20 protein-coding genes and 3 pseudogenes are annotated in these 22,581 nt (G+C 64.7%); 15 read left to right on the forward strand and 8 right to left on the reverse strand.

What is annotated here, in order from left to right; genetic code table 11:
- Nucleotides 1-88: 88 nt before the first annotated feature.
- The 4 genes and pseudogenes from ACLMAJ_RS24380 (at nt 89) to ACLMAJ_RS24395 (ending at nt 4,171) form a co-directional block, all read left to right on the forward strand.
- Nucleotides 89-801, forward strand: a pseudogene (locus ACLMAJ_RS24380) (SDR family oxidoreductase).
- Nucleotides 802-833: 32 nt separating this feature from the next.
- Nucleotides 834-1,808: an enoyl-CoA hydratase/isomerase family protein gene (locus ACLMAJ_RS24385; RefSeq protein WP_412016137.1), complete on the forward strand. Its 975-nt coding sequence runs from the start codon at nt 834-836 to the stop codon at nt 1,806-1,808.
- Nucleotides 1,808-2,707: an alpha/beta hydrolase gene (locus ACLMAJ_RS24390; RefSeq protein ID WP_412016138.1), complete on the forward strand. Its 900-nt coding sequence runs from the start codon at nt 1,808-1,810 to the stop codon at nt 2,705-2,707. The genes ACLMAJ_RS24385 and ACLMAJ_RS24390 overlap by 1 nt, the downstream gene beginning before the upstream one ends.
- 3 nt (nt 2,708-2,710) lie before the next feature.
- On the forward strand, nt 2,711-4,171 hold the full coding sequence (locus tag ACLMAJ_RS24395) for a class I adenylate-forming enzyme family protein (RefSeq protein WP_412016139.1): 1,461 nt from the start codon (nt 2,711-2,713) through the stop codon (nt 4,169-4,171).
- 1,473 nt (nt 4,172-5,644) lie between these two features.
- Here the strand turns inward: ACLMAJ_RS24395 and ACLMAJ_RS24400 are convergent.
- From ACLMAJ_RS24400 to ACLMAJ_RS24415, 4 genes are read right to left on the reverse strand one after another with little or no spacing between them, the layout of a single operon-like run.
- Complete coding sequence (locus tag ACLMAJ_RS24400) at nt 5,645-6,268, reverse strand: pyridoxal-phosphate dependent enzyme (RefSeq protein ID WP_412016140.1); 624 nt, start codon at nt 6,266-6,268, stop codon at nt 5,645-5,647.
- Nucleotides 6,269-6,270: 2 nt separating this feature from the next.
- A complete protein-coding gene (locus ACLMAJ_RS24405; RefSeq protein ID WP_412016141.1) occupies nt 6,271-6,456 on the reverse strand; it encodes a putative quinol monooxygenase in 186 nt (61 codons plus the stop codon).
- Nucleotides 6,457-6,482: 26 nt separating this feature from the next.
- Nucleotides 6,483-6,770: an aldo/keto reductase gene (locus tag ACLMAJ_RS24410; protein ID WP_412016201.1), complete on the reverse strand. Its 288-nt coding sequence runs from the start codon at nt 6,768-6,770 to the stop codon at nt 6,483-6,485.
- 27 nt (nt 6,771-6,797) lie between these two features.
- Nucleotides 6,798-7,520, reverse strand: coding sequence for an aldo/keto reductase (locus ACLMAJ_RS24415; RefSeq protein ID WP_412016142.1), 723 nt, complete (start codon nt 7,518-7,520; stop codon nt 6,798-6,800).
- A gap of 128 nt (nt 7,521-7,648) precedes the next feature.
- On the opposite strand from ACLMAJ_RS24415, the gene ACLMAJ_RS24420 reads away from it, so the two are divergent.
- The gene (locus ACLMAJ_RS24420; protein WP_479725042.1) at nt 7,649-7,858 is read left to right on the forward strand and encodes a hypothetical protein; all 210 of its coding nucleotides are present in this window, start codon (nt 7,649-7,651) and stop codon (nt 7,856-7,858) included.
- 143 nt (nt 7,859-8,001) lie between these two features.
- Here ACLMAJ_RS24420 and ACLMAJ_RS24425 read toward each other — a convergent pair whose 3' ends face one another.
- Nucleotides 8,002-11,298 carry a protein kinase domain-containing protein gene (locus ACLMAJ_RS24425; RefSeq protein ID WP_412016143.1) on the reverse strand — a complete coding sequence of 1,099 codons (3,297 nt, stop codon included), beginning with the start codon at nt 11,296-11,298 and terminating at the stop codon, nt 8,002-8,004.
- On the opposite strand from ACLMAJ_RS24425, the gene ACLMAJ_RS24430 reads away from it, so the two are divergent.
- On the forward strand, nt 11,299-11,733 hold the full coding sequence (locus ACLMAJ_RS24430) for a tyrosine-type recombinase/integrase (RefSeq protein WP_412016144.1): 435 nt from the start codon (nt 11,299-11,301) through the stop codon (nt 11,731-11,733).
- A gap of 824 nt (nt 11,734-12,557) precedes the next feature.
- Here ACLMAJ_RS24430 and ACLMAJ_RS24435 read toward each other — a convergent pair.
- A pseudogene (locus ACLMAJ_RS24435) lies at nt 12,558-12,740 on the reverse strand (IS21-like element ISAau2 family helper ATPase IstB); the annotation flags it as partial.
- Between the two features lie 372 nt (nt 12,741-13,112).
- Here ACLMAJ_RS24435 and ACLMAJ_RS24440 point away from each other — a divergent pair.
- The gene (locus tag ACLMAJ_RS24440; RefSeq protein ID WP_412016145.1) at nt 13,113-13,910 is read left to right on the forward strand and encodes an alpha/beta hydrolase family protein; all 798 of its coding nucleotides are present in this window, start codon (nt 13,113-13,115) and stop codon (nt 13,908-13,910) included.
- A gap of 142 nt (nt 13,911-14,052) precedes the next feature.
- Here ACLMAJ_RS24440 and ACLMAJ_RS24445 read toward each other — a convergent pair.
- Nucleotides 14,053-14,367: pseudogene (locus ACLMAJ_RS24445) on the reverse strand (DUF4365 domain-containing protein); the annotation flags it as partial.
- A 547-nt stretch (nt 14,368-14,914) separates the two neighbouring features.
- Here ACLMAJ_RS24445 and ACLMAJ_RS24450 point away from each other — a divergent pair.
- From ACLMAJ_RS24450 to ACLMAJ_RS24485, 8 genes are all read left to right on the forward strand, one after another.
- Nucleotides 14,915-15,118: a zinc-ribbon domain-containing protein gene (locus ACLMAJ_RS24450; RefSeq protein WP_412016146.1), complete on the forward strand. Its 204-nt coding sequence runs from the start codon at nt 14,915-14,917 to the stop codon at nt 15,116-15,118.
- A 426-nt stretch (nt 15,119-15,544) separates the two neighbouring features.
- Nucleotides 15,545-16,147 carry a DUF8020 domain-containing protein gene (locus ACLMAJ_RS24455; protein WP_412016147.1) on the forward strand — a complete coding sequence of 201 codons (603 nt, stop codon included), beginning with the start codon at nt 15,545-15,547 and terminating at the stop codon, nt 16,145-16,147.
- Between the two features lie 649 nt (nt 16,148-16,796).
- Entirely contained in the window at nt 16,797-17,030 is a 234-nt protein-coding gene (locus ACLMAJ_RS24460; RefSeq protein ID WP_412016148.1) for a hypothetical protein, read from the forward strand.
- Nucleotides 17,031-17,060: 30 nt separating this feature from the next.
- Entirely contained in the window at nt 17,061-17,819 is a 759-nt protein-coding gene (locus ACLMAJ_RS24465) for an SDR family oxidoreductase (RefSeq protein ID WP_412016149.1), read from the forward strand.
- A complete protein-coding gene (locus ACLMAJ_RS24470; protein WP_412016150.1) occupies nt 17,816-18,631 on the forward strand; it encodes an SDR family NAD(P)-dependent oxidoreductase in 816 nt (271 codons plus the stop codon). The genes ACLMAJ_RS24465 and ACLMAJ_RS24470 overlap by 4 nt, the downstream gene beginning before the upstream one ends.
- Nucleotides 18,632-18,691: 60 nt before the next feature.
- Nucleotides 18,692-19,399 (forward strand): hypothetical protein, encoded by a 708-nt coding sequence (locus ACLMAJ_RS24475; protein ID WP_412016151.1) that lies wholly within the window; start codon nt 18,692-18,694, stop codon nt 19,397-19,399.
- A gap of 30 nt (nt 19,400-19,429) precedes the next feature.
- The gene (locus tag ACLMAJ_RS24480) at nt 19,430-20,449 is read left to right on the forward strand and encodes a sigma-70 family RNA polymerase sigma factor (protein WP_412016152.1); all 1,020 of its coding nucleotides are present in this window, start codon (nt 19,430-19,432) and stop codon (nt 20,447-20,449) included.
- A 13-nt stretch (nt 20,450-20,462) separates the two neighbouring features.
- Nucleotides 20,463-20,696: a hypothetical protein gene (locus ACLMAJ_RS24485; RefSeq protein ID WP_412016153.1), complete on the forward strand. Its 234-nt coding sequence runs from the start codon at nt 20,463-20,465 to the stop codon at nt 20,694-20,696.
- Between the two features lie 532 nt (nt 20,697-21,228).
- Here ACLMAJ_RS24485 and ACLMAJ_RS24490 read toward each other — a convergent pair.
- Nucleotides 21,229-22,164, reverse strand: a complete 936-nt coding sequence (locus ACLMAJ_RS24490; protein WP_412016154.1) for a helix-turn-helix domain-containing protein — start codon at nt 22,162-22,164, stop codon at nt 21,229-21,231.
- Between the last annotated feature and the right edge of the window lie 417 nt (nt 22,165-22,581).

Raw genomic sequence — 22,581 nt, forward strand, 5'->3', positions numbered from 1 at the left:
TGTGGAGTCGAACGCATGTGCTCGGCCATCCGATCGCATGTGTGCGACCGATGCACTTCACGACTCGATAGGTGGAGCGCGCACAACCATGACGTCACTCAAAGGCGCCGTCGTCCTCGTCACCGGTGCGAACGGCGGCATCGGTACCCACTTCGTCCGCGAATCCCTTGCTCGCGGTGCTGCGAAGGTGTACGCCACGGCCCGAACTCCGCGCGACTGGGACGACGATCGCATCGTCCCGTTGGCCCTGGACATCACCGACCAGCAATCCATCGAGGCGGCGGTCCAAGCAGCACCGGATGTGACCATCCTGATCAACAACGCGGGCGCATCCGTATCCACGCCGGGCATCCTCACCCACACCGGAGAGGAGATCCGGCGCAACGTCGAGACCAACTTCCTCGGCCCGCTGTTCCTCGCTCGTGGATTCGCGCCGATTCTCTCCGCCCACAGCGGGAGTACGGCGATCATCAACATTCACTCGGTGCTGTCGTGGTGGGCAGTCCCGGGATCTACTCCGCCACCAAGGCGGCCCTGTGGTCGTCGACCAATTCCTTGCGCTTGGAGCTGCAACCGGCCGGGGTCCAGGTCGTCGGAGTGCACGTCGGCTATGTCGATACGCCCATGGCCGCGCACGCTACCGGCCCCAAACTCGACCCCGCGGACCTGGTGAACCAGGTCTTCGACGCCACCGAAGCCGGCGAGTACGAGGTGCTGGCCGACGAAGGCTCCCGGCAGCTCAAACAAGGCCTCAGCGCCCCGCTCGAGGTCGTCTACCCCCAGCTCGCCGGCCAGCAGTGAAACCGGCACGACAAGAAAGCAGGGATGGCGCGATGACAGAAGAAGTACGAGGACGCCTCGACATCGAACACCGTGATTCGGCGCTGCTGGTCCACGTCGATGGCGGACCACTGGGACTGTTCGGCAACGACATCGCCGAACAACTCGACCAACTGGTCGACCGCGCTGACGCGGACCCCGACATCAACGCGGTCGTTTTCACCGGCACCCATCCCGGCCGCTTCGTCAGCCACGCCGAAGTCCGCTGGCTACAAAAGGGCGGCGCCGCAGTACCACCCGTCGGAGTCCACGGCGCCTCGACATTGGCACGCGCGGCCAGGGGAGTGAACAACGTCGGTGGGATGCAAGCAGTGCTCGGCAAGAGCCCGCTCTGGCCGGCCGTCCAGCTCGAACGAGTCCATCAGACGTTCTTGAAGATGAACCGCAGCGGGGTGATCTTCATCGCCGCACTCAACGGTTCCGCACTGGGGCTCGGCGCAGAGTTCTGTTGGGCCAACGACCTACGCATCATGGCGGACGGCGACTACTTCATCGGGCAGCCGGAGATCCTGCTCGGCATCATGCCCGGGGGCGGTGGTAGCCAGCGACTGCCCCGGCTGGTCGGAAATCACCGGGCACTCATGGCGATCCTGTCCGGCAAACCCTTCACTCCCACTGAGGCATTGGAGATCGGTGCCGTTGACGATGTCACCGCTCCTGAGAAGCTGCTCGATCGAGCATTCGAACTAGCCGGATATTTCGGGGCACGGCCCAAGTCGTCTCGCGCGGCGATCAAACGCGCGGTGTATTTCGGTGGTTCGTCGAAACTCGAAGACGGGCTGCACATCGAACGGTCGGAATTCCTCGCGACCGCGTTGTCGAAGGTCGGCCAAGAATTGATGCTCGACTACATGGCCAACACCGACGCCAGCGGCGAACTCCCGCTGTACCAGCCCGGCGTCTTCGAGCAGGTGCTCGAGCACGGCAACACCCGTGGTGCCGGCGCAAGTACAAGGCAGGAGCAGTGATGACGTCCCATACTGTCACCCGCCACGACGTCACCTTCGGGTCGGGCGGCGACACCTGCGCGGCCTGGCTGTTTCTGCCTGACGGCGTGGAGAACCCGCCCGTCGTCATTCTCGGCCACGGTCTCGGCGCTACCCGGGAAATGCGCCTCGACGCGTTCGCCGAACGATTCGCTCAGGCAGGCATTGCCGCCCTGGCATTCACCTACCGGCATTTCGGGGACTCCACCGGCCGACCTCGCCAGCTGCTGTCGATCAAACGCCAGCTCGCAGACTGGGACGCCGCTATCGCCCACGTCAAGACCCGCCCCGACATCGACAACACCCGAGTTGCCGTGTGGGGCAGTTCGTTCGGTGGAGGTCACGCCGTCATCGTCGCCGCCCGCCATCCCGAGCTGCTCGCCGCGATCGCCCAGTGCCCCTTCACCGACGGCCTCGCATCAGCGCGCGCGCTCGGCCCGAAGGGCACGATGCGGGTGCTTCCCGCCGTCGCGGCTGACATTCTCTCCCATGTCAGAGGCAAGGCTCCGGTCCTGCTCACCCTCGCCGGTGCGCCGGGGGAGAAGGCGCTGATGACCGCGCCCGACGCGCTGCCCGGCTACCTCGCACTTGTACCCGAGGGCGGCACGTTCGTCAACGAGGTCGCTGCGCGGGTCGCGCCAACCATCACCTGGCACCGCCCGGGTAAGGCGGCAAAAGATGTCCAGATGCCGATTTTGTTCTGCATCTGCGATCACGACTCGGTCACACCGCCCGACGAGACGATCGCCTACGCCCTAACCGCACCCAAGAATGAGATCAAACGGTACGACGCCGGCCATTTCGACATCTACCTCGGCGAGCCGTTCGAGGCTGTGGTCGCCGACCAGACCGAATTCCTCACCCGACACCTGAAGGCCTGAACAATGACGTTCGCCACCTTGCCCGATCAGCGCAGCACCTCCGAGCCCGGAGCTCTCGCTGTCACCGATTCCAGGCAGTCTTTGGCCAATGCTGAACTGCACCGCCGAGTGGAATCGGTCGCCGCCCAACTTACCGAGTACGGCGTTGCCAGTGGCGACGTCGTCGCCCTGCGACTGATCAACCGCGTCGAGTTCGTCGTCTTGCTGTTCGCGGCGTGGCGCATCGGCGCCACGATTACGCTGGTCAACCCGGCGCTGACGACGGTAGAGGTCGACCGACAGCTCAGCGATTGCAGTGCCCGAATCCTGGTCACCGAGGACGGCGACGACACCGTCCCCGGGTTCCGGTCACTTGCCGTGTCCGATTTGCGCTACGACCTCGTCGCGGAGCACGAGCCCGTCGACGATCCGGATGCCCTCGCACTCCTGATCTACACCTCGGGCACCACCGGGGTTCCCAAGGGCGTCATGCTCGATCATGCCAACCTCGATGCGATGACCGAAATGGGTCGCGGCGCACTGCAACTCGGCCCCACCGACCGGTGCCTTCTGCTCCTGCCACTGTTCCACGTCAATGGAATCATCGTCAGTATCCTCTGCCCGCTCCTGGTCGGAGCGAGCGTCACCATCGCCGACCGATTCGACCCACGGACCTTCTTCGACACCGTCGAGCAGGTGCGACCCACCTACTTCTCCGCAGTGCCCACGATCTACAGCATGCTTGCAGCCCTGCCCGAGGAACTGAGCCCTGACGCCTCGTCGATCAGATTCGCCGTCTGCGGAGCAGCCCCCGCGCCTGCCGAATTGCTCACCAGGTTCGAGCGCCGGTACGGATTCCCGATCATCGAGGCGTACGGCCTGTCCGAGGGCACCTGCGGCTCGACGATCAACCCGATCGACGGCCCCCGAAAGGCAGGTACCGTCGGCGTTCCGTTCCCCGGCCAGGAACTCCGCGTCATCGGTTTTGATGATCACGAGCTGCCTCATGGGGTGAACGGCGAAATCGTCGTCCGCGGGCCGAACGTGATGCGCGGCTACCTCGGTCGTCCCGCAGAGACCGCCGCGACCATTGTCGACGGTTGGTTACACACCGGGGACATCGGTCACTTCGACGCCGACGGCTACCTCACGATCGTCGGTCGTAGCAAAGAGATGATCATCCGCGGGGGCGAGAACATCTACCCGAAAGAGATCGAAGACGTTCTCACATCTGCACCGGATGTGCTCGAAGCCGCCGTCGTCGGGGTGCCGGACGCGAAGTGGGGCGAGATCGTGATTGCCTACGTCCAACCTCGGCCCGGGACGATCATCGACCCAGAAGCGCTCGAGGCCCACTGCAAGGACAATCTCAGCAGCTACAAACGGCCGAAGCGTATCCACTCGATGGAGACCCTGCCCAAAAACGCGGTCGGCAAGCTCGACAAAGTCGCACTCCGAACCATCGCTTTGCGTGCAGCAGTTTGATTCGGTCTACAGTCGCCCAGTGGGGAGTCGGCCTTCGAAGGCATTGAGTGCGCTTTTCCACCGGGTGGCATTCGGCGTGGTCTCGAGCCTCTTCATTCCATGAAGGCGAGCGCGTTGTGTGCCTTCCTCGAGAACCTCGTCGGAGAGTTTCTTGTCTGACAGGGCGCGGGACAGCCGCAATGTTCCGACCATCACGGTGTACAGCCCGAGCGCTTTGCCCCGTGCGGATTGTGGGTTCTCTGGCGCGAGATGAGCAGCGATCACGTCGACTATGAAGCGTGCTCCCTCGGTGTAGGCGCGCCTTACGGCCGACTCGAGCGTCTCTACCGAACCTGGAGCGAGGGCGGTTACGGCTTGCTCGTCACCGGCAGCGTGATGGCGATGGGTAGGGTCTGGACGACTGGAACGCGCACCATGTGCTCGCAGGCTCAAATCCTGTCAGCCCGCAGTGAAATCCTTTCCGACCTCGGTTCCTCGGCCCTTTCTCGCTGCTGCCGACCCTGGTCGACGCGAGCGAAGTCGGACGTCAAGTCATCAATCCGGGCGTGTGGATCCCGTGAACAACGCATCGAGATCGGTGTTGGGTGGTAGGACCTCCGGATTGGCGTGCTGTTGACACCGACCGGATGTCGAACTCGATGTGTGCAGGATGATCCGGACGGAGGTCCGCAGGCTCACACAAAATCGGAACATCATCTGGCGGAGTCTGCTACAGGGTGGTGTCGATCGTCCGGCCGCAGCAGTGCGATCCTGCATGAGTCGAATCAAAATGACCGGAGTGGCACCGGTCCCGCGCAACTCACCTGTGTGACCGCGGTTTCAAGATCTTGTGGAATGACCGGGAGCTGTTCCGGTCGAGACTCGAGCTCACCCCCCGGTTGCCCCGCACTTTCGTCGCCGAGCTGAGCTGTGGTGCATCCGGCGGACGACTGCCCACCGACTGAGGGCATCGGTGAAGGATTCGTGTTTCCGCTGCTCAGCGACCCCTTCGATAGCGCTGCCCAGCCCGGTCGCAGTGGGGCGGAGTGCAGTGGAGCGGTCGGTCGAATTCGACGTTCTGACTCGAGATCAGTGAGGGTCGAGTATCGGCTTCGAGTTTCGGTGCAGCCCGAGGAGCGGCGCCGCGAGGTTCGGTCCCGACCGGGAGCTTCCGCTGGCACGTCGTAATTCCATTGTGGCAGAACGTGATTCGATAACACGGCGGCCAACTGTCCGGCCGCGTCTGTTGCCGTGTCGAGCGTGATCGCTGGCTGTGGGCGCCGAGGTTCGGTCTTTTCCGGACCGATGAGCTCATGACGCTCTAGGTGGGGGTCAGGGGTTCGAGTCCCCTTAGCTCCACAGAAATAGCAGGTCAGGCCCAGTCTCAGACCGGGCCTGACCTGTTTTTTGCGTCTAGCCCCCCGTTTTGGTCCCGCTTTCCGTCGATACAGCTCGGGGCCGTCGACGGCGGGTCGGATTCTACCGGGTCGGATTCTACGATGCGGGCATGCCAGCGCGTGGTGTGCTGGTCGGGATTGCCCGCGCGGCCAGCGCGGTGTGCAGCGCCTGACTGCCCTCCAGTTCGGCTCTGACCAGCCGGATACCCAAGGAGTCGGCAACCGCGGCGATGCCGGAGAACATGCCGCCGGCGCCGACTGCGCATACGACAGTGTCCAGCATCGGGCAGGCTGCGGCGAGTTCGAGCAGGATGGTGCCTGCGCCAGCGCTGGTCAGGATGTCGTCATGGGTGTAGGCGTCGATGGCCCCGGTGTGCTCCCGAAATCGCCGGGCGACCTGCTGCGCTTCGGCTTTGGACGCACCCGCCACGTGTACGTCGGCGCCGAGGCCACGCAGACGTTCGACCCTGGCCGAAGGTGTCGAACGATCGAGGAACACCGTCGCGGGAATACCGAGGCGCTGGGCCGCCCACGCGAATCCGATGTCGGCATTGCCGCCGGTGGCCGAGACGATGCCGACGGCAGGCATTCGTCGCGCCTGCACGAGGGCAACCATCAGGTTCGCCGCACCCCGGGCCTTGAAAGAACCAGTGTGCTGGAGGAATTCCAGGGCCAGAACGATCTTCGCGTCCGGAACGAGATCCGCATCTGCATCGATCACCGTCAGAGGTCGGAGTGTTCCTTCGATTCGACCGGCAGCCGCCGCGACGTCGTCGATGGCAGGACGGCACGGACCCATCGGCAGCCGGGCTCCTCCAGGGAAGGCTCGATCATGGCCTCCAGGGCGGTGCTAAGCCGGTCCTCCTGCCCGGGCGCGGCCAGGTACTCGGCGATGAGGGTCAGTGACATGGCGATCTCCTGTGCGGTAGGGGTTTTCACGGCTGTGCGGGGCCGGTGCCTGCGCCGGAGGCGGTGATTGCGGCGGTGATCTCGGTCAGGTCCGAGGGGGTCAGCGCCAGCGAGTCCGCGCCGATCCAGCCGTCGACCTGGTCGGATCTGCGTGCACCGACGATGGCTCCGGTGATACCTGGCCAGGCCAGCACCCAGGCGATGGCCACCTTGGCGACGGTGGCGTCGTGTCGTGCGGCGATGGGGAGCAGCGCGTCTGCCAACCGGAGGTTGGCGGTGAGGCCGGTGGTGAAGTCGTATGGGCTCTGCGCCAGTCCTCAGCGGGTAGACCGGCCACACGCTCAGCGGAAAAGGCCCCTGTGAGCAGGCCGGATTGCAGTGGCGAGTAGACGATCACGCCGGTCTCGTGTGCGCCCAGGCGATCTCGGCGGCGGACGACCGGTTGATCGCCGAGAACGGCGGCTGGATGACATCGACATGAGCGATCTTCTCCGCGGCCTCGAGCAGGTCGGGGGTGTGGTTGGACAATCCGATCGCCCGAACCTTGCCTTCAGGTCGGCCATGACCTGCCAGTACTCCTCCAGCGGAGTCGCATTCGGCGATACCGCACCGAAACCGCCACCGGCATATTCCAATGATTCGCCGGTATCGGGATAGTGGACCTGATACAGGTCGATGTGCTCTACCCCCAGCCGCCGCAGCGAGTCTTCGACCTCGCGGCGCACGCTGGCGGACTTCATGATTCGACGCGGCGCGGTCGACGGATTCTCCGGGTCCCAGACCAGGCCGAGCTTGGTGAAGAGGTACGGGCGTTCGGCTTCCGGTAGGCCGGCGATGGCTTTGCCGACCAGTTCCTCCGAGTGGCCGAGGCCGTACACCGCGGCGGTGTCGATCCAGTTGACGCCCGCATCGAGTGCGTGGCGGATAGCGGCGACCGACTCGGCGTCGTCGGTGGCGCCCCAGCTGAAGGTCCCGCCGGAGCCTGATACGGCCCACGAACCGAAGCCGAGATGGGTGATGTCCATGCCGGTAGTACCGAGCGGGATGGCGGTCAGATCGGTCATTGCGCAGTGCTCATTTCTTCGCTGCGTTGTTTCGGTGTGTCCACCCTTGGTGGCCGTGTGCCGGGTTACCCAGTGCCGGCCGGAGCCTGGGCACCGCCTGACCAGGCTCGCGTCCAGCGGGTGCGGGGATGCTTGCCGTATGCCACTGGACAGACGGCCAGAGCTCGGTGAATTTCCTGCGATCCCGGCGGGCCCGATTGCGGCCCGAGGAACTCGGCCTGCCGGACTACGGCGGTCGGCGCCGCGTTCCCGGGCTGCGCCGGGAGGAGCTCGCGCAGCTCGCCGCGGCCGGTCATCTGAGACCACTCGCCGTCGCGATACACCGGGTGTCAGACTGATCGTCCTCGACTGCGACGAAACCGGCTGCACCACAACATTAGCGGCGCTCGCCGCCTTGCCGAACCCCAATTCCGTTGACGCATACCGGTGTAACGTCGGAGACGACACCCTGCGCGCGGGCACGAATTCGTCAACCGCACCTTCAACTGTGTGCGGGTCGGCTCCGCTCGGCGACCCAGGCGGCGATCTGGGCGCGCGAAGTGAATCCGAGTTTCGTCAGGATGTGTTCGACGTGTCCCTCGGCGGTGCGCTGGGAGACGTGCAGGCGGGTGGCGATGGCCTTGTTGGTCAGGCCGTCGGCGACGAGGTCGGCCACCTCCCGCTCCCGTCTGGTCAGCTCCGCCGGACCAGCAGCCGCGGCCCTCGGTTGCTCTCCTAGGGCGTACTCGATCGCGGTGTCGAGATCCAGTGCGGCGCCCTCGCGGTAGGCAATGTCGAAGGATCGCCGGCCGAGCGTGTGACGGGCGGCGCGCTCGCAGTCCTCATGGTGGACCGCCAGGTCGGGGAACAGTATGACGGAGCCGCCGATCGACTGAGCCAGTGCCTGTGCGGCGCCCATCAAGACGGCAGCGCGCCGCGCGCTCCCCTGGGTTCCCACAATCCAGGCCAGTGTTTCCTGGGCTGACGCGGCCATGAGCGGGTCTTTCTGTCGCTTGGCCAGTTGCAGCTCCTGCCGCAGCAGCCGCAGCGCACGATCGCGATCACCCTGGCGCCACGCGGCAACCGCCGCCCCCAACAAGGCAATCGACCGATGTGCGGATTCGCCATGGGATTCGATGATCGCGAGGGCCTTCTCGAAGTAGGAGAGAGCGGCTGCGCCGTCCTCCTGTAATGCGTGCACCCATCCGAGCCCGATCAGGGCAAAGACCTGCCCGTAGACGTCACCTTGCGCAACGAACAACTCGAGGGCGGCCTCCGTGGGGGCGCGGGCGCTCGGAGAGTCGCCGATGCGGCCCGCGTGCAGACCTTGGGTGATATTCGCGTACGCGTGCACGATCGGATGCTCGGTCTGTTCGGCGAGCGCCTGCGCCTGCATGACCAGTGCGGATGCCGCGGGGAGATCACCAGGGGATTCGGTCACCAGTCTGGCGCGCCACAACGCCTTGGCGCGTACCGGCGTGGCAGTAGCGGGCCCGCTGGCGAGGGCGCGGTTGAGCCAGTGCCGTGCCTCACTGAGTTGGCCTCGGGCGAACCAGAACAGTTGCATCGCTGCCGCGAACGACAACACGGCGTCGGATCCGGTTTGGGTGTCGGTGAGGTAGAAGTCCAATGCCTCACGCAGGTTGGGTTGTTCGCGGTCGAGGCGGGCGATCCAGTCGAGTTGGCGGGGGCTGATCCAGTCGGCCTCGGCGTCCTCGGCCAGCTGCCGATACCAATTCGAATGTCGGCGCCGCAGTTCTGTGTACTCGCCGACCTGCTCGAGCTTGTCGCGGCCGTATTCACGCACTGTCTCGAGCACACGGAACCGGACAACCAAGTCCGACTCCTCGCGAATCAGGATGGACTTGTCGACCAGGGCGGCGAGCACATCGAGCAGATCCTCCGCTGCGAGGTCGTCACGGCACACCTGCTCGGCGGCATCGATCTCGAAACTGCCTGCGAACACCGACAGCTGTGCCCAGACCGCTTGTTCGACCGGGTTGCACAGTGAGTAACTCCAGTCGATGCAGCACCGCAGGGTCTGCTGGCGGCTCGGCGCGCTGCGGCTGCCCTGGGTGAGCAGCGCGAGCCGGTCGGTGAGCCGCGCCAGGATCTGCTCCGGTGACAGCGCCCGCAGCCGAGCTGCAGCCAACTCGATCGCCAACGGCAGTCCGTCGAGGTGGCGGCAGATCTCGGCCACCGGGGCGAGGTTGTCCTCGGTGAGCACAAAGCCGGGCACCGCAGCGGTGGCCCGTTCGACGAACAGGGTGACCGCGTCGTAGCGGGGCGCGCCCCGCAGCGACGGTTCCCGATGCGGATCGGGAACGGCCAGCGGCTGCACCCGCAGTACAGATTCCCCGCCGATGCCCAGAGGCTCGCGGCTGGTGGCCAGGATCCGCAGCGTCGGGCACGCCCGAAGCAAATTCTCGACAACCTTCGCTGTCGCATCCACGATTTGTTCGCAGTTGTCGAGCACGAGCAGCAAATGCCGTGGTGCCAGGTAGTCGATCAGCACGTCGAGCACCGACTGTCCGCGCGCGCGCAACCCCACAGCGGCGGCGATCACCCCGGGCAGCAAGCCACCGTCGTGCAGCTCGCTGAGCTCGACCAACCACACCCCGTCAGCGAAGTCGCGTTGCGCACCGGTCGCGACCCGCAACGCCAGCCGGGTCTTACCCACCCCACCGATCCCGGCCAACATCACCAGCCGGGAACTCGCCAGCAGACTCTTGGCCTCGGTCAACTCGACGCGGCGGCCGACGAAGCTTGTCAACTCCAGAGAAAGAGACGCCGTCGCGCTGACCGACGAACCCAACGACACGGGCTCCCGCGCCGGCGAGGGGCCGGTGGTCCGCGGAATCAATGGAACCGGAGCGCTCTCTTGCCATTCGGCACCCGCTGCGGCCCCCACCGCCATCTCGTCGACCGGCAACCCGCGCCCCACCTGCAACTGTTGCAGCTGCTCGCCCAAAGCTGTCGCGGACGGTCGCTGCTCGGGAGCGCGGGCCATAACGTGTTCGATCAACTGCGAGAGATCCTCATCGACGCCGTGCTCGCTTAGGTTTGGCGTCGGCTGCGTGGAGATGCGGAGAAACTGGGCCACGATCTGCTCGCCGCTGCGCCGCTCGAATGCCGCGTGCCCGGTCAGCGCGGCGAACAATGTTGCGCCGAGTCCGTAGACGTCCGCTGCGGGGGTGGGTGCCTCGCCTGCCAGCACCTCCGGTGCGATGAACGCCGGCGAACCGGTGACCGTCCCGGTAGCCGTGTGGAACCCGTCGGGGATGCGCGCGATCCCGAAATCGGTCAGCGCCGGCTCACCGTAATCGGTGATCAGAATGTTGCTGGTTTTGACGTCCCGGTGCAGGATGCCGAGCCGATGCGCAGCCTCCAGCGCCCCGGCAACCTTCACACCCACTCGCAGCGTCTCCTCCACCGACAGCGGACCATGACGACGGATTCGGGCGTCGAGGGAATCTTGCGGGTAGTAGGGCATCACAAGATAGGGCAGACCGGACGCGGTAGTGCCCACTTGCAGCACTCCCACGATGTTCGGGTGCCCGGTCAGCCGGCCCATCGCCCTTTGCTCCCGCACGAACCGTTCCCGGTTCCCCTCGTCCAGGTCGGTGGTCAAAACCTTCACCGCCACAGTCCGATCCAAGGCCGTCTGCGTGCACCGATATACCACGCCAAAGCCGCCGCGCCCGATCTCCTTGGCCTCGGCGAATCCAGCTCCTGCCAACTCCGCCGGGACCGTGGAGATCACGTCGCGCTGAGTTTCGAACGAATCGGTTTCGCCCATATGCCGGTCCTGCTCGGTGGTGTACCTCAGCATATAACGCCGGGGCAGTGCGGTGGCCTCACCCTTCGACCCCCTATCCGCAGTTGGGCGACGCCGTCAGGGAACGTCGGAGTCGCGATACCAGCACTACGGGTTCGCGCACATGTACTGAAGAAGCATCGACACCTCCGCCTGTGGAACGGGGCAGCGAAGGCGGCTGGACTCAAGGGACTGACTCCGCACGAAATGCGGCATACGGCTGCGTCGCTCGCCGTGTCGCAGGGTGCGTCGGTGCTTGGTCTACAGCGAATGCTGGGCCACGACAGGCCGAGTGCGACGCTCGACTTCTACGCCGATTTGTTCGATGACGACCTGGATGACGTGGCGGCGAAGCGGTACTCCCTGCGTACCCAACCGGTGGTGGCGGTTGTGGACCTGAGTAAGAAAACGGCCTGACCTGCGGTCGAACTTGTGCCCTCGGCAGGATACGCACAACATGGGCAACTGAAAACGCCTGGTCATCGTGGGTACATATCCCGTCTGAGGAATCGTGATGCCTTGTCGAAGTTGGTTAATCGGCCCTACGACTGGCGGTCATCTGCCCTGCGCCCTTCCCTCTGCCTCCCGCACCCGGCCCGGGTGGGGGACGGTGCGGTTCCTCCGTGTGGTCGAGCGCCGAATCTGTGGTGTGCCGCTGGCGACCCCTGTGAGTCAGACAACCGGCCATAGACGAGCCACCTCGAGTACATCAGCGAGAACCCCTACTCCGGTAGGGTAGCTGCGCCGTACCTGGCAACTGCGGTACGACGTCGAGAGTGTACGAAACTCCGGGGCTGATTCAACCGAAGAGGGGATCCGATGGATGGTCTCGATGACCGAGATCTATGGGGAGCGGCCTCGGTTGGTGGGTCGGCGGGTTCTCGGGGAGCCGTGACTGCTCGTCAATGGCAACTAGTCCACGGGCGGGCCACGGTGGAGTGGATGCGTGCGTCAGGGGTCGCTGAGCGAATGCTGCTCGATGTCTGTACCGCTGTTGAGACGACGGTTCGGTGGTATGTGGGTGAGGATCCCGGACAGGCACGTCTGGTGTTGACTCAGTTTCCGGCGGTTCTGAAACGCTGCGATGACCTTCGGTTCGATGATCCGAATCAGGCTCTCGCCTATTTGATTCTGCATCTGCCTGATCGATTCACCCGGATGGTCCAGGTACTGGAACGCTCGGTGGAATACGGTCGACTCCCGCTCGGCCGAAGCGACAACTTCGCCGCTATAGATATCGGTGCAGGAACCTCGCGTTGCAGGCAGGCGGCCAGGAACTCCTCGTGGCTCCAGTTCTCCGATCGGGCGCGTTCAGCCAGTCGCTCAACCGCGCTGCCCAGCGTCGGCGCTTTGAGTGCTCTTGCGAGATAGGCGATTTCGGAAGTGACATTGCGTGAACCGTTCGTTGCGGTCTTGGTGGCCATCAGGCGATTCCCTAGTGCCGGACCCACTTGGACTGAATCGCCAGGACGCCGGACGCAACTACCGCCCGGAGACCTCCGAAGCAAACGCGCACATCGGCATGTGCGTGGTTCGGGTTGACCGGCCGGATACATTGTGCAACAACCGATCAGCAGCTAGTTACAGGACGTTCCGTGCGCCGACCGCGGCAAAGCGATGGCAGCTATGCCATCCGAAACGGTGTCACCTCTGCGTTTCGGCCCCCAGCTTCGGATGGTCCAGGGCGCGCTCTCTTGCCGTGTGATTCCATGCCTTCGAATTCGAAGGCTACGCAACATCTTCCGCTGGTGGCGAAACCGGCTCCGAGCACGCAGCCGTAGATTTACCGTGGCCGCATGCACTCACCGATCACAGGCACAGCCGCTGGCGTACCGTTCACCGCGTTGCCTCCAGTCGACCACAGCCGCGCGCCGCTGATCGTCACCTGGCACATGCTGGACGCACCGAGGTCGGACGCGGCGTTCGCTGCCGCGTTGCCAATGAACGACCTGCCCGCGTGGCGGGTGCACCTCGGCATGCCGATGTGCGGGGCGCGCATGGTCGACGGCAGCATGGACGCCGGTTTGGAGTTGATCCGCGAAGACGTCCTGATGTCCTTTCTATACCCGTTCGCCCGAAAGGCGGCCGAGGAGTTCCCGGCCGCGCTGGCCTCGATCCGTGCACAACTGCCGGTCGACGACGGCCCGATCGGCGTGCTGGGCGGGTCGCTGGGCGGTGCCGTCGCGCTGCGGATTCTTGCCGACACCGAGATCCCGGTCTTCGCTGGTGCTGTCGTGAACGCCGCCATCCGGGTGCGGTCCGTCGTCGACCTTTTTCCAGGCGACTACCCGTATGACGCCGAGTCCGAGAAAGCCGCCGACAGCATGGATTTCGTCGCCAAGGCCGGCGCCATCGCCGGTCGAGCGCCGCTGCTGGTCGTCAGCGGCGAGCTGGATCACCCGGCGTTACGTGCCGACGCGTTCCACCTCGTCGACGCATTAGGGAAAGGGTCCGAACTGTTGTCGATCCCTGGTTTGGCCCATCCCCTCGCCGACGAGCCCGGCATCGACCCCGCGCCACAGCTGCCAGCGGCCCGGGAGGTGGACGCCGGCCTGACGACGTGGTTCCGACGCCACCTGCCGGATGTAGGCTAGATGATGTCAGGGACGAACACGGTGCACGACCGCTTACCGTGTCGAAACTTGGATTAGCGGGGGGCACTCGCCCCAGCTCCTTACGCCCCACCCTGACCTGTTCCCCGACCAGGACCGAATGCACGGAAATCACCCAGTCAGCCTTCTCCTCGGGAACAACAACAAGGACGACGAACATGGTCCCTTGGTATTTCTTCCACTTTTCAATCCATTGCGGCTCGAGCGGAAACCGAATCTGAGACCGATGGGTGCTGGAGCACTTCAGCTGGACGCGAACGTCACCCTCCTCGAACACAACAGTGGCATCGGTGGCGTGAACGTCGGAGTCCCGCGCCGTCTCCTTCACAGCGCATCCAGCCTGAGAGCACACCGAATACAGGTAGGACCGGCTGTACCGCGACTTAGCGCTGTTGAGGTCCAGTCCGTAGTGGGGATGCGGTATCGCCAGCACGGTCATGTCCCGACCTCATCGACAGCCCGCGAGGAGTTGCCGCGGATCAGGTCGTACTGCCATACGTCGAGTGGCATCTTCTCACCCACCCTCCCTCTTCATCACCACACGATTCTCGCCGAATCGCAAGCCTTACAGGCGATTTCCGAACACTTACCTCCGATTCGGTTCACTTATGGAGGTCGGGAGTCAGAGATGTAGAGGTCCTGCCGAGGGCGGTGACATCGTTCATATCAATGCGACCGTCCTTGGACAGACGTACTGAAATCGGCATGATGATGCGTTGCCGAGGCTGAGATGATCACGGCCCGTTGATCTTCGGGCGTATCCCGTGGCCGTTTCGAACCGCACGGGTCGCGGCATTACGAGTGCGTTCTCGTAGCCGCGAGCAGACCACCCGTCAATTTGTCAGCGCGGCATGCAAACTAGCCGCCCCCTTCCCGGCCGACCAGGCCAGCACACCCCCGACCTGGTGGCGGTGACCACTGGGGAGATTGAGCGCACAAGCCCGCGGGCCGCGAGCGCTGCCCGCGCCCCGGCTACGCTGAGAGGGGTGTTCCTCCTCTTCGGATACGGCCGCAAGCAGAAGCTTCTCGGCCCGGGCGGGACCCGGACCTGCCCGCGCTGCCACAACACCACGCAGTGGATCCGGCTGCGCGAGTACACGCAGCTCACGATCTTCCTCATCCCGGTGCTGCGCTGGGGTCGCAAGCAGTTCGAGTCCTGCGGGATCTGTGGTGCCGCAATCGTCGTCTGAAGCACCTGGATCGACGGCGGCACCGGCGGAAGGGCAGCGGAATTGGCGGGTGTCGCCACCTACGCACCGGGGGTCTCCTGGGATTTCATCCGAGCATCGCTCGACGCCCTGGAAGCGCTGTTGCCCCGGGGGTGGACGGGTACTGGGACAACGGCGTCGACCGCGAGTTCTGGAGCAGGTCGGGCTCGAGCGCGGCAAGATCAACCCCTTCTCTACGTTCAAGCGCGCATACGATCAACCTGGGTACCTGCGGTAGCGGTACGAACTCAGCGTCGGCGAGTGGGACATCGTGCTGACTTCATGACTCGACCATGCTGCCGATCCGGAACCCCGTACCTTCTGGCTACACTCCTGCACTACACCGACGACCGCTCGCGGTCCGACCGATCCGCCTATCAGAGTTTCCTGAGTAGAGGGGTTCGAAGAATGAAGCTCGGAAAAACGACCGCTGCTGTTCTCGTGACAGCCTCGGCCATGGCCGTCACGATGGCAACCGCCCACGCAGGACCCGCCGCACCGACCGAAACCCGCTGGGAAGCAACAATTTCGGGCGTCGATAACGGGATCGGCTACCGGATCGTCGTTTCGCCGGCGGACGAGGTCGTCACCGCCACCGTAGAGAACGGCAGCTTCGAACTCGCGGGCAACGGCGCGGTGATGCTCGAGACGAGCGACGGAGCGGCGGTCCTGGAAGTGCCGCGGTCGTACGCCGCCGACGGCCGCTCGATCACCATGGCGCACCACATAGCCGCCGACGGCCGTACCTTGACGCTGACGCCACCCGTGGAAGGTGTTGCGCAAGTGAAGGACATCAGCTCCTACGACCGGCTCGTGGAGCAGATCAACAAGAACATGCCCGGCGTCGTCGGCGGCGCCATCGTGGGTGGCCTCCTCGGAGCATGCCTGTTCCTGATCTGGGGCGTCAGCATTCCCTTGGGTGTGCTGGTCGGCGGAACCGTCGGAGGTTCGATCATGGGCGGCCCGGAGTTCTTCAACGCTGTACAGGCGTTCGTCACCGGTCAGCCCTGATCAACCGTCTGCCGACGCCGTGTGAAGCAGTGCGGCCGGTTCCCTGCGGCACCGTGTCGCAGCAGTTCCCCGCGAACTACATGGGCGGGTGAGTCGCCAGGGCAGAGTCCGGCCTCGGCACGAGATCCTGAGTTGCCCAACGATCTTCACGTTTCCGAACCGACCGGTTCGCGGCATTTCCGGATGTGCGTTCGGGTGGCATGCCACCGTCGCAGCTTCATGCCTTCGACACGTTCTTATCGACACCGCGTCAGCAAGGCTGGCCCGGCGGTTGTGTCGATGTTCGAAGTCGGGACGTTCGAATTCGTGTGCAGTGGTGCATCGGTTGCGGCCGAGACGGGCGGGGCGGTGTTGACCGGCCCCGCCGGCCCCGATAGCGGTGTGGCTAGTGGCCTCGATGGATGCAGAAGATCTGGTCCTCAGTGGCGTTCTGGTCACCCGCGCCTTGACACGAGAGGGGAGCCTACTTACCGCGCGTTCGAGGTAACTGGTGGTGCAGGTTGCGTATCGTTTGGTGGTGGTTCGCGGGTGTGGGCGCAGACTCGAGCTGGCCCCACGGTTACCCCACTCTTTCGTCGTCGATGTGATGTCGGTGTCGGGTGCCTACAGGGGGAGGACTGCTCATGGAGCCGAAGTCCCGTGGGCTGGTGTGGATGCGGCCAATAAGGTCAGGTACCTGGTTAACCCGAATTGGGCGATCGGGCACCACATAGCCCTGGCCGTCCAGCTCGATCTGGCCGCCGGCGCGGACTATGCGCAGACCGCTGGGGTCGCGATGGTCGCCGCGGCGGTGTGGGCGGGCGGCACCGCCGCGGATGGCGTGATGGCGCTGAGGTTGTTCGACGAATCCCTGTCAGCAACCCGAACCGAGCCCCAGCGATGATTTTTGCGGTGAGCTCGCCTCTATATAGGTATGAGCTCATCGCACCAGTTACAGACCACGGCGGTGGTCACCGGAGCCAGCCGCGGCTTCGGATCGGCGATCGCCGCCGTGCTGATCGACCAAGGTCATCAGGTCGTCGGCGTTGCGCGCACCGCCGACGCATTGGCGGACGTGCACCGGCATTTGGGTGCGGCGTTCGTCCCAGTGGTCGCCGACGCGACCGACGCAGAGACCGCCCGCACTCTGATCGAGCAACACCAACCGACGTTGCTCGTGCTCAACGCGGGCGCGACGCCCGCCATCGGCCCGGTACAGGAACAGTCGTGGGAATCGTTCAGCCGCAACTGGCAGGTCGACACCCAACACGCTTTCCATTGGATCCGCGCGGCACTGCAGCACCCGTTGACGCCAGGCAGCCTGGTGGTGGCGATATCCAGCGGCGCTGCCCTGCGGGGCTCACCGCTCAGCGGCGGATACTCGGGCGCAAAGGCGATGATCCGCTTTCTCGCCGGATACGCCGCCGATGAATCCCGCCGCGCCCAGCTCGGCATCGGCTTCGCCACCGTGCTGCCGCAACTGACACCTGCCACCGAACTCGGTGCCGCCGGGGTCGCCGCATACGCCCAGCGGCAGGGAATCGACACCGACACATTCGCGGCGGCACTGCAACCGGTGCTCACGCCGGCCATCGTCGGCGCCGAGATCGCGCGGCTGTGCCAGGACACCGGCCACCAGGACGAGCACCGGGTTTACCAGCTCACCGGACACGGACTTCACGCGATGGCGTGAACAACCAGAAAGAGAAGATCATGTTGCTGGAGAACAAGAATGTCGTCGTCTACGGCGCGGGCGGCGCGGTCGGCAGCGCGGTGGCCCGCGGTTTCGCTCACGAAGGCGCGACAGTGTTCCTGACCGGGCGAAATCTCGACGTCATCGACACGGTCGCCAAGGAGATCTCCGCCACGGGCGGAAAGGCCCAGACCGCTGTGGTGGACGCCAGGGACGAGGAAGTCGTGACCGAGCACCTGGACGCGGTCGTCGCCGGCGCGGGCAGCATCGACGTGTCGTTCAACGCGATCGGAATCTCGCCGGTGGGATTGCAGGGCATCCCGCTCACCGAACTGCCGGTCGAGAATTTTTTGCGCCCGATCACCACGTATGCCCAGGCTCATTTCATCACCGCGAAATCTGGCGCGCGGCACATGATCCCCCGGCAGTCAGGGGTGATCATGATGCACACACCCGAACCGGCCCGCCTGCCCATGCCCCTGGTGGGCGGCATGAGCGTCGGCTGGGCGGCGATGGAAGGTCTGAACCGAGCGTTGTCGGCCGAATGGGCGCAGCACGGTGTTCGCGCGATCTGCCTGCGCACTACGGGCATGGTGGAGACACCAGTCATCCACACCGTGTACGGGCTGCACGCGGATGCGATCGGTGTCACGAAGGATCAAATGATCGAAATGGCGAGTGCGATGACCCATCGCAAACGCTTGACCACCCTGGCGGAACTCACGGCGGCGGCAGTATTCCTCGCCTCCGACCGGGCATCCGCGATGACCGGCACCGTCGCCAATCTGACCGGCGGAATCATCGTCGACTGACCCCGACTCGCCGCGGCCGCCGGATCGGGGGCCGCGACATCCTACAGAGGAGCAAAGGCAATGAACGATCTACTCGCGAGCGCTGTCGCCGCGCACGGCGGCATGGACCGGTGGAACCGGATCCACACGATCGCCGTCGACGCCGCTGTCACCGGGGCCTTCTGGCAGATCAAGGGCAAGGCCGACACGCTCACGAACATTCGCTTCGAAGTTGACACCACGCGGGAGCGGTTGACCATGGACTTCGTCGGCCAGGACCGACGGTCGATCTTCGAGCCCGACAGGGTCGTCCTGCAACAGCCGATCGGCACGGTGGTCGAGGCACGCGACGACCCGGAGCGGTCGTTCGACGGCCACCAATTCGAGACACTGTGGGACGACCTGCATCTCGCGTACTTCACCGGGGAAGCACTCTGGACGTACCTGAATACGCCGTTCCTGTTCACCTGGCCGGGGTTCGTCTGCGAGGAGATCGCCCCGATCGACGTCGACGGCGAAACATGGCGGCGACTGAAAGTGACATTCCCCGACCACATCAAGAGCCACACCCGCACGCAGGTCTTCTGCTTCGGCCCGGACGGGCTGCTGCGCCGCCACGACTTCACCATCGACATCGTCGGCCACACCGTCGAGTCACAGCTGTACGCCACCGACTACCGCGACGTCGACGGCATCATGATCCCCGCCACCCGACAGGCCTACGCCGACATGGGCGGGGACCAGATCGTCTTCGTTGCCATCGACATGGCTGACATCGCCGTCCGTTGATCCGAATTCCTTCTCACAAGGGACATCACGATGAACAGCCCGGCCCCGGTCGTCACACCGACCGACCACGCCGTCACCACAGAATTGGCGGATCATGCACTGACTGAAGCCAAGGCCGGCAAGGATTTCGGAAGGCTGAGCGAACCGTTCCGGCGTGAGTTGCTCGCCTACTGCTACCGCATGCTCGGCTCGGTCGACGAGGCAGAAGAAGTGGTGCAAGACGTCTACCTCGATGCCTGGCGCGCGTACGACGGGTTCGAGGGGCGGTCGTCGCTGCGTACCTGGCTGTACCGTATTGCGACCCGGGCGTGTTTCAAGGCGCTGGAAAAAAGTAGACGCAGGCCTCTGCCCGCGGATCTCGGCGCCGCCCAGACAGATCTGGATGCGGCGCTCGGCGCACAAGCTCGGGAGGTGCCGTGGCTCCAGCCGATACCCGATTTCCTGTTCACCGCCACACCGGCCGATCCGGCGACGGTTGTGGTGGAACGACAGACTATGCGGCTCGCGCTGGTGGGAGCGCTCCAGCAGCTGCCGCCGCGACAGCGCGCCGTGCTGATTCTCCGCGACGTGCTGCAATGGCGTACCGCCGAGGTAGCGCAACTGCTGGGAATGACCACAGCGGCCGTCAACAGCGCACTCCAGCGCGCCCGAGCCCGGGTCCCGCTCGGCCAAGACGACCTGACCGAACCGGCCGAGCCACAGCAGCGGGCCCTGCTCGACCGATACGTCACCGCCTTCGAAACCGCGGACGTCGATCAACTCGTCGCGGTATTGACCGAGGACGCCAGATGGGAAATGCCGCCGATCGCGACTTGGTTCGAAGGCCGCGACACCATCCTCGCCTTTCTGGCCAAACAGATGCGAGTGATCGGGCCAGCCACGCTGGTCGCCACCTCCGCCAACGGACAACCCGCCTTCGCGGTGTACGCCGGAGGCCGCGACGGCGCACGGCACCCACACGCGCTGCACGTCCTGACGCTCACAACCGAGGGCGTCGGCCGGATCGTCGCTTTCCACGGCGCAGGACTGTTTCCACTGTTTGGGCTCTGACACGGCCAACGGCATGTCCGAACCGGAAAAGATCACCCAGCACGACAAGGAGCTTCACCGACAGCTGTGGCTGTTCTGCCACCTCATGCTCGGTTCAGCCGACGCCGCCGACCGCATGACGCGGCAGATCTACCGTCGCGCGCTCGATCAGCAAGACGATCAACAGCATCGGCAATCGGAACGCGTCCGACTATTCCGTATCGCCGCCGAACTCTGCTCGGCCAGCGGTCGTTCATCGCACGAATAAGGAGAACCATGCACATCGGAGTTATCGACGACAGTTCACCCAGCGCTGTCGTCGACCGAGTCGAACAGGGTGTCCATCGAATCCAGGGCGTCACGCTTCACGGCCTCGATCACCTCCAGGTAGATACCCGTGGTCACCGAGATCGAACTATGGCGCAAGATCTTCTGCACGTTCGCCGCCCGCCGACCTCGATCGCGGTGCTGGTGTCGGTTGGTACGACTAGACTCCGCCCGTTTACACAGGTCAGGCCCGGTATCATACCGGGCCTGATTTGCGTTTTCTGAGGCAACCCCGCGTTTACCCCACGGTTTCGCTTCAAAATTGTGGCGAGCTGGGCGAGCGTACGCGGCTGTTCACCCCGTGTCCACATGTACGGGCGCTGGATCATTGAGGGTCCCCCGCTTTCTCGGAGGGCTCTGAGCATGGTCCGATAGGACCAGAAAGGAGTCCCTTGTGGCAGCACAACGCGGCGTATGAACTGAGCGGCAAGAACATCCACTTGACTCCGAACGCCGGGTGCAGGTGGCGCTGTTCAGCGGATGCGTGCTTCCTGCGGTGTCAATCCGAACTGCCCCTTGAAGGAGGCGCCGAAGGCACTGAGCGAGGTGAAACCACTGGCGTACGCGATCTCGGCGACAGTGCGGTCGGCAGAAGCCTCGCGGAGGAAGCGGCGTGCCCGGTCGAGCCGCTCGATGCGGATCAGTTGACTCGGTGTCGCACCTGTGCCGTGCAGTGCCAGTTGGACCTGTCGCAGGGACCAACCGAGGTTATGCGCGATCATTGTCGGGGTGAGTTCGGGGTCTGTGGCGTGTCGGCGAATGTAGTCACGGACCGCGGCGTCGACCGCTGCCAGAGTGGTCGGTAATTTCTCGCCGGAGCGCAGGCACAGTCTGAGCAGATCAATCGTCACGTCGCACGTGGTAGCGAAGCCGAGCCCATCGAGGATCTTGCGCTGCTTGCTGAGCTCGCCGATCATGCCCGACGCGACCGATCCCAGGCCCTGCCTCAGGTCGATCAGCGCAGGCCCGGTGCCGTCGTCGAGAGGCAGCGCACCAGCGGGGATCTTCATCACCCATCCTTGTGCGCGCTGCGTTTGTGCGAAATCGAACGGGCGGGCTTTCGTGACCAGTACGCCCCATCCGGGCAAGACCGCAACCGCGCTGTCGTCTTGTCGAAAATTCATTGCGCCCCCGGTTGGAACGACCATGCGCAGGCTCGCATCGTCATCCCGGCGGATATCTGTGCGCGTTCGTGAGTAGGTGATGCTGTCGGACCGAAAGCCGATCAATTGGTAGTCCGCATAGTGTTGGACCATCGTGCTGCCGTGGAATGTCGGCGCACTGCCGAAACTGAACCGCAGGGTGCCCTGATTACGCAAGATGTGCTCAGCCCAGAAGTCGGCGGACTCGCGGGCCGAGACAGCGGCGGTGTCGGCTCCCTCCACGAGGTACGGCTCAGGAACTGCCATGAGCAGCCCTCCATCAGCTTGCGCGAATCCGTGCATCACATGCGCGGACAAGGTCGAACGAGCGCAGCCGCGCTCATAACGTTGAAACAGCGTACTGATACCGATCACAACAAGGAAGACACCGTGCCCCTTTCGTAACCTGCCAATAGGTCGGTGAAGACCAGTAGGTGAGAGACCGATTACGGCCCCTGCGGTGCACAACGGCGTGCATCCGATTTGAGCAACGGCGCTCGGTGGGGCCGCGATCGCACTGACCGATAGTTGTCGACATGACAGTTACCTCGAGTCGACGTCATTCGGAAAACTCAATACGCAGGAATGCGACACGCCGAGCTCGACTGCACGCCGAGCCGACAGCACACAGGGGCGCACATGACGCGCTGCGATGAACAGACCCGTCCGGCTGCCAGAGGTAAC

It is taken from the genome of Nocardia arseniciresistens, assembly GCF_046764875.1.
Taxonomy (GTDB): Bacteria; Actinomycetota; Actinomycetes; order Mycobacteriales; family Mycobacteriaceae; genus Nocardia; species Nocardia arseniciresistens.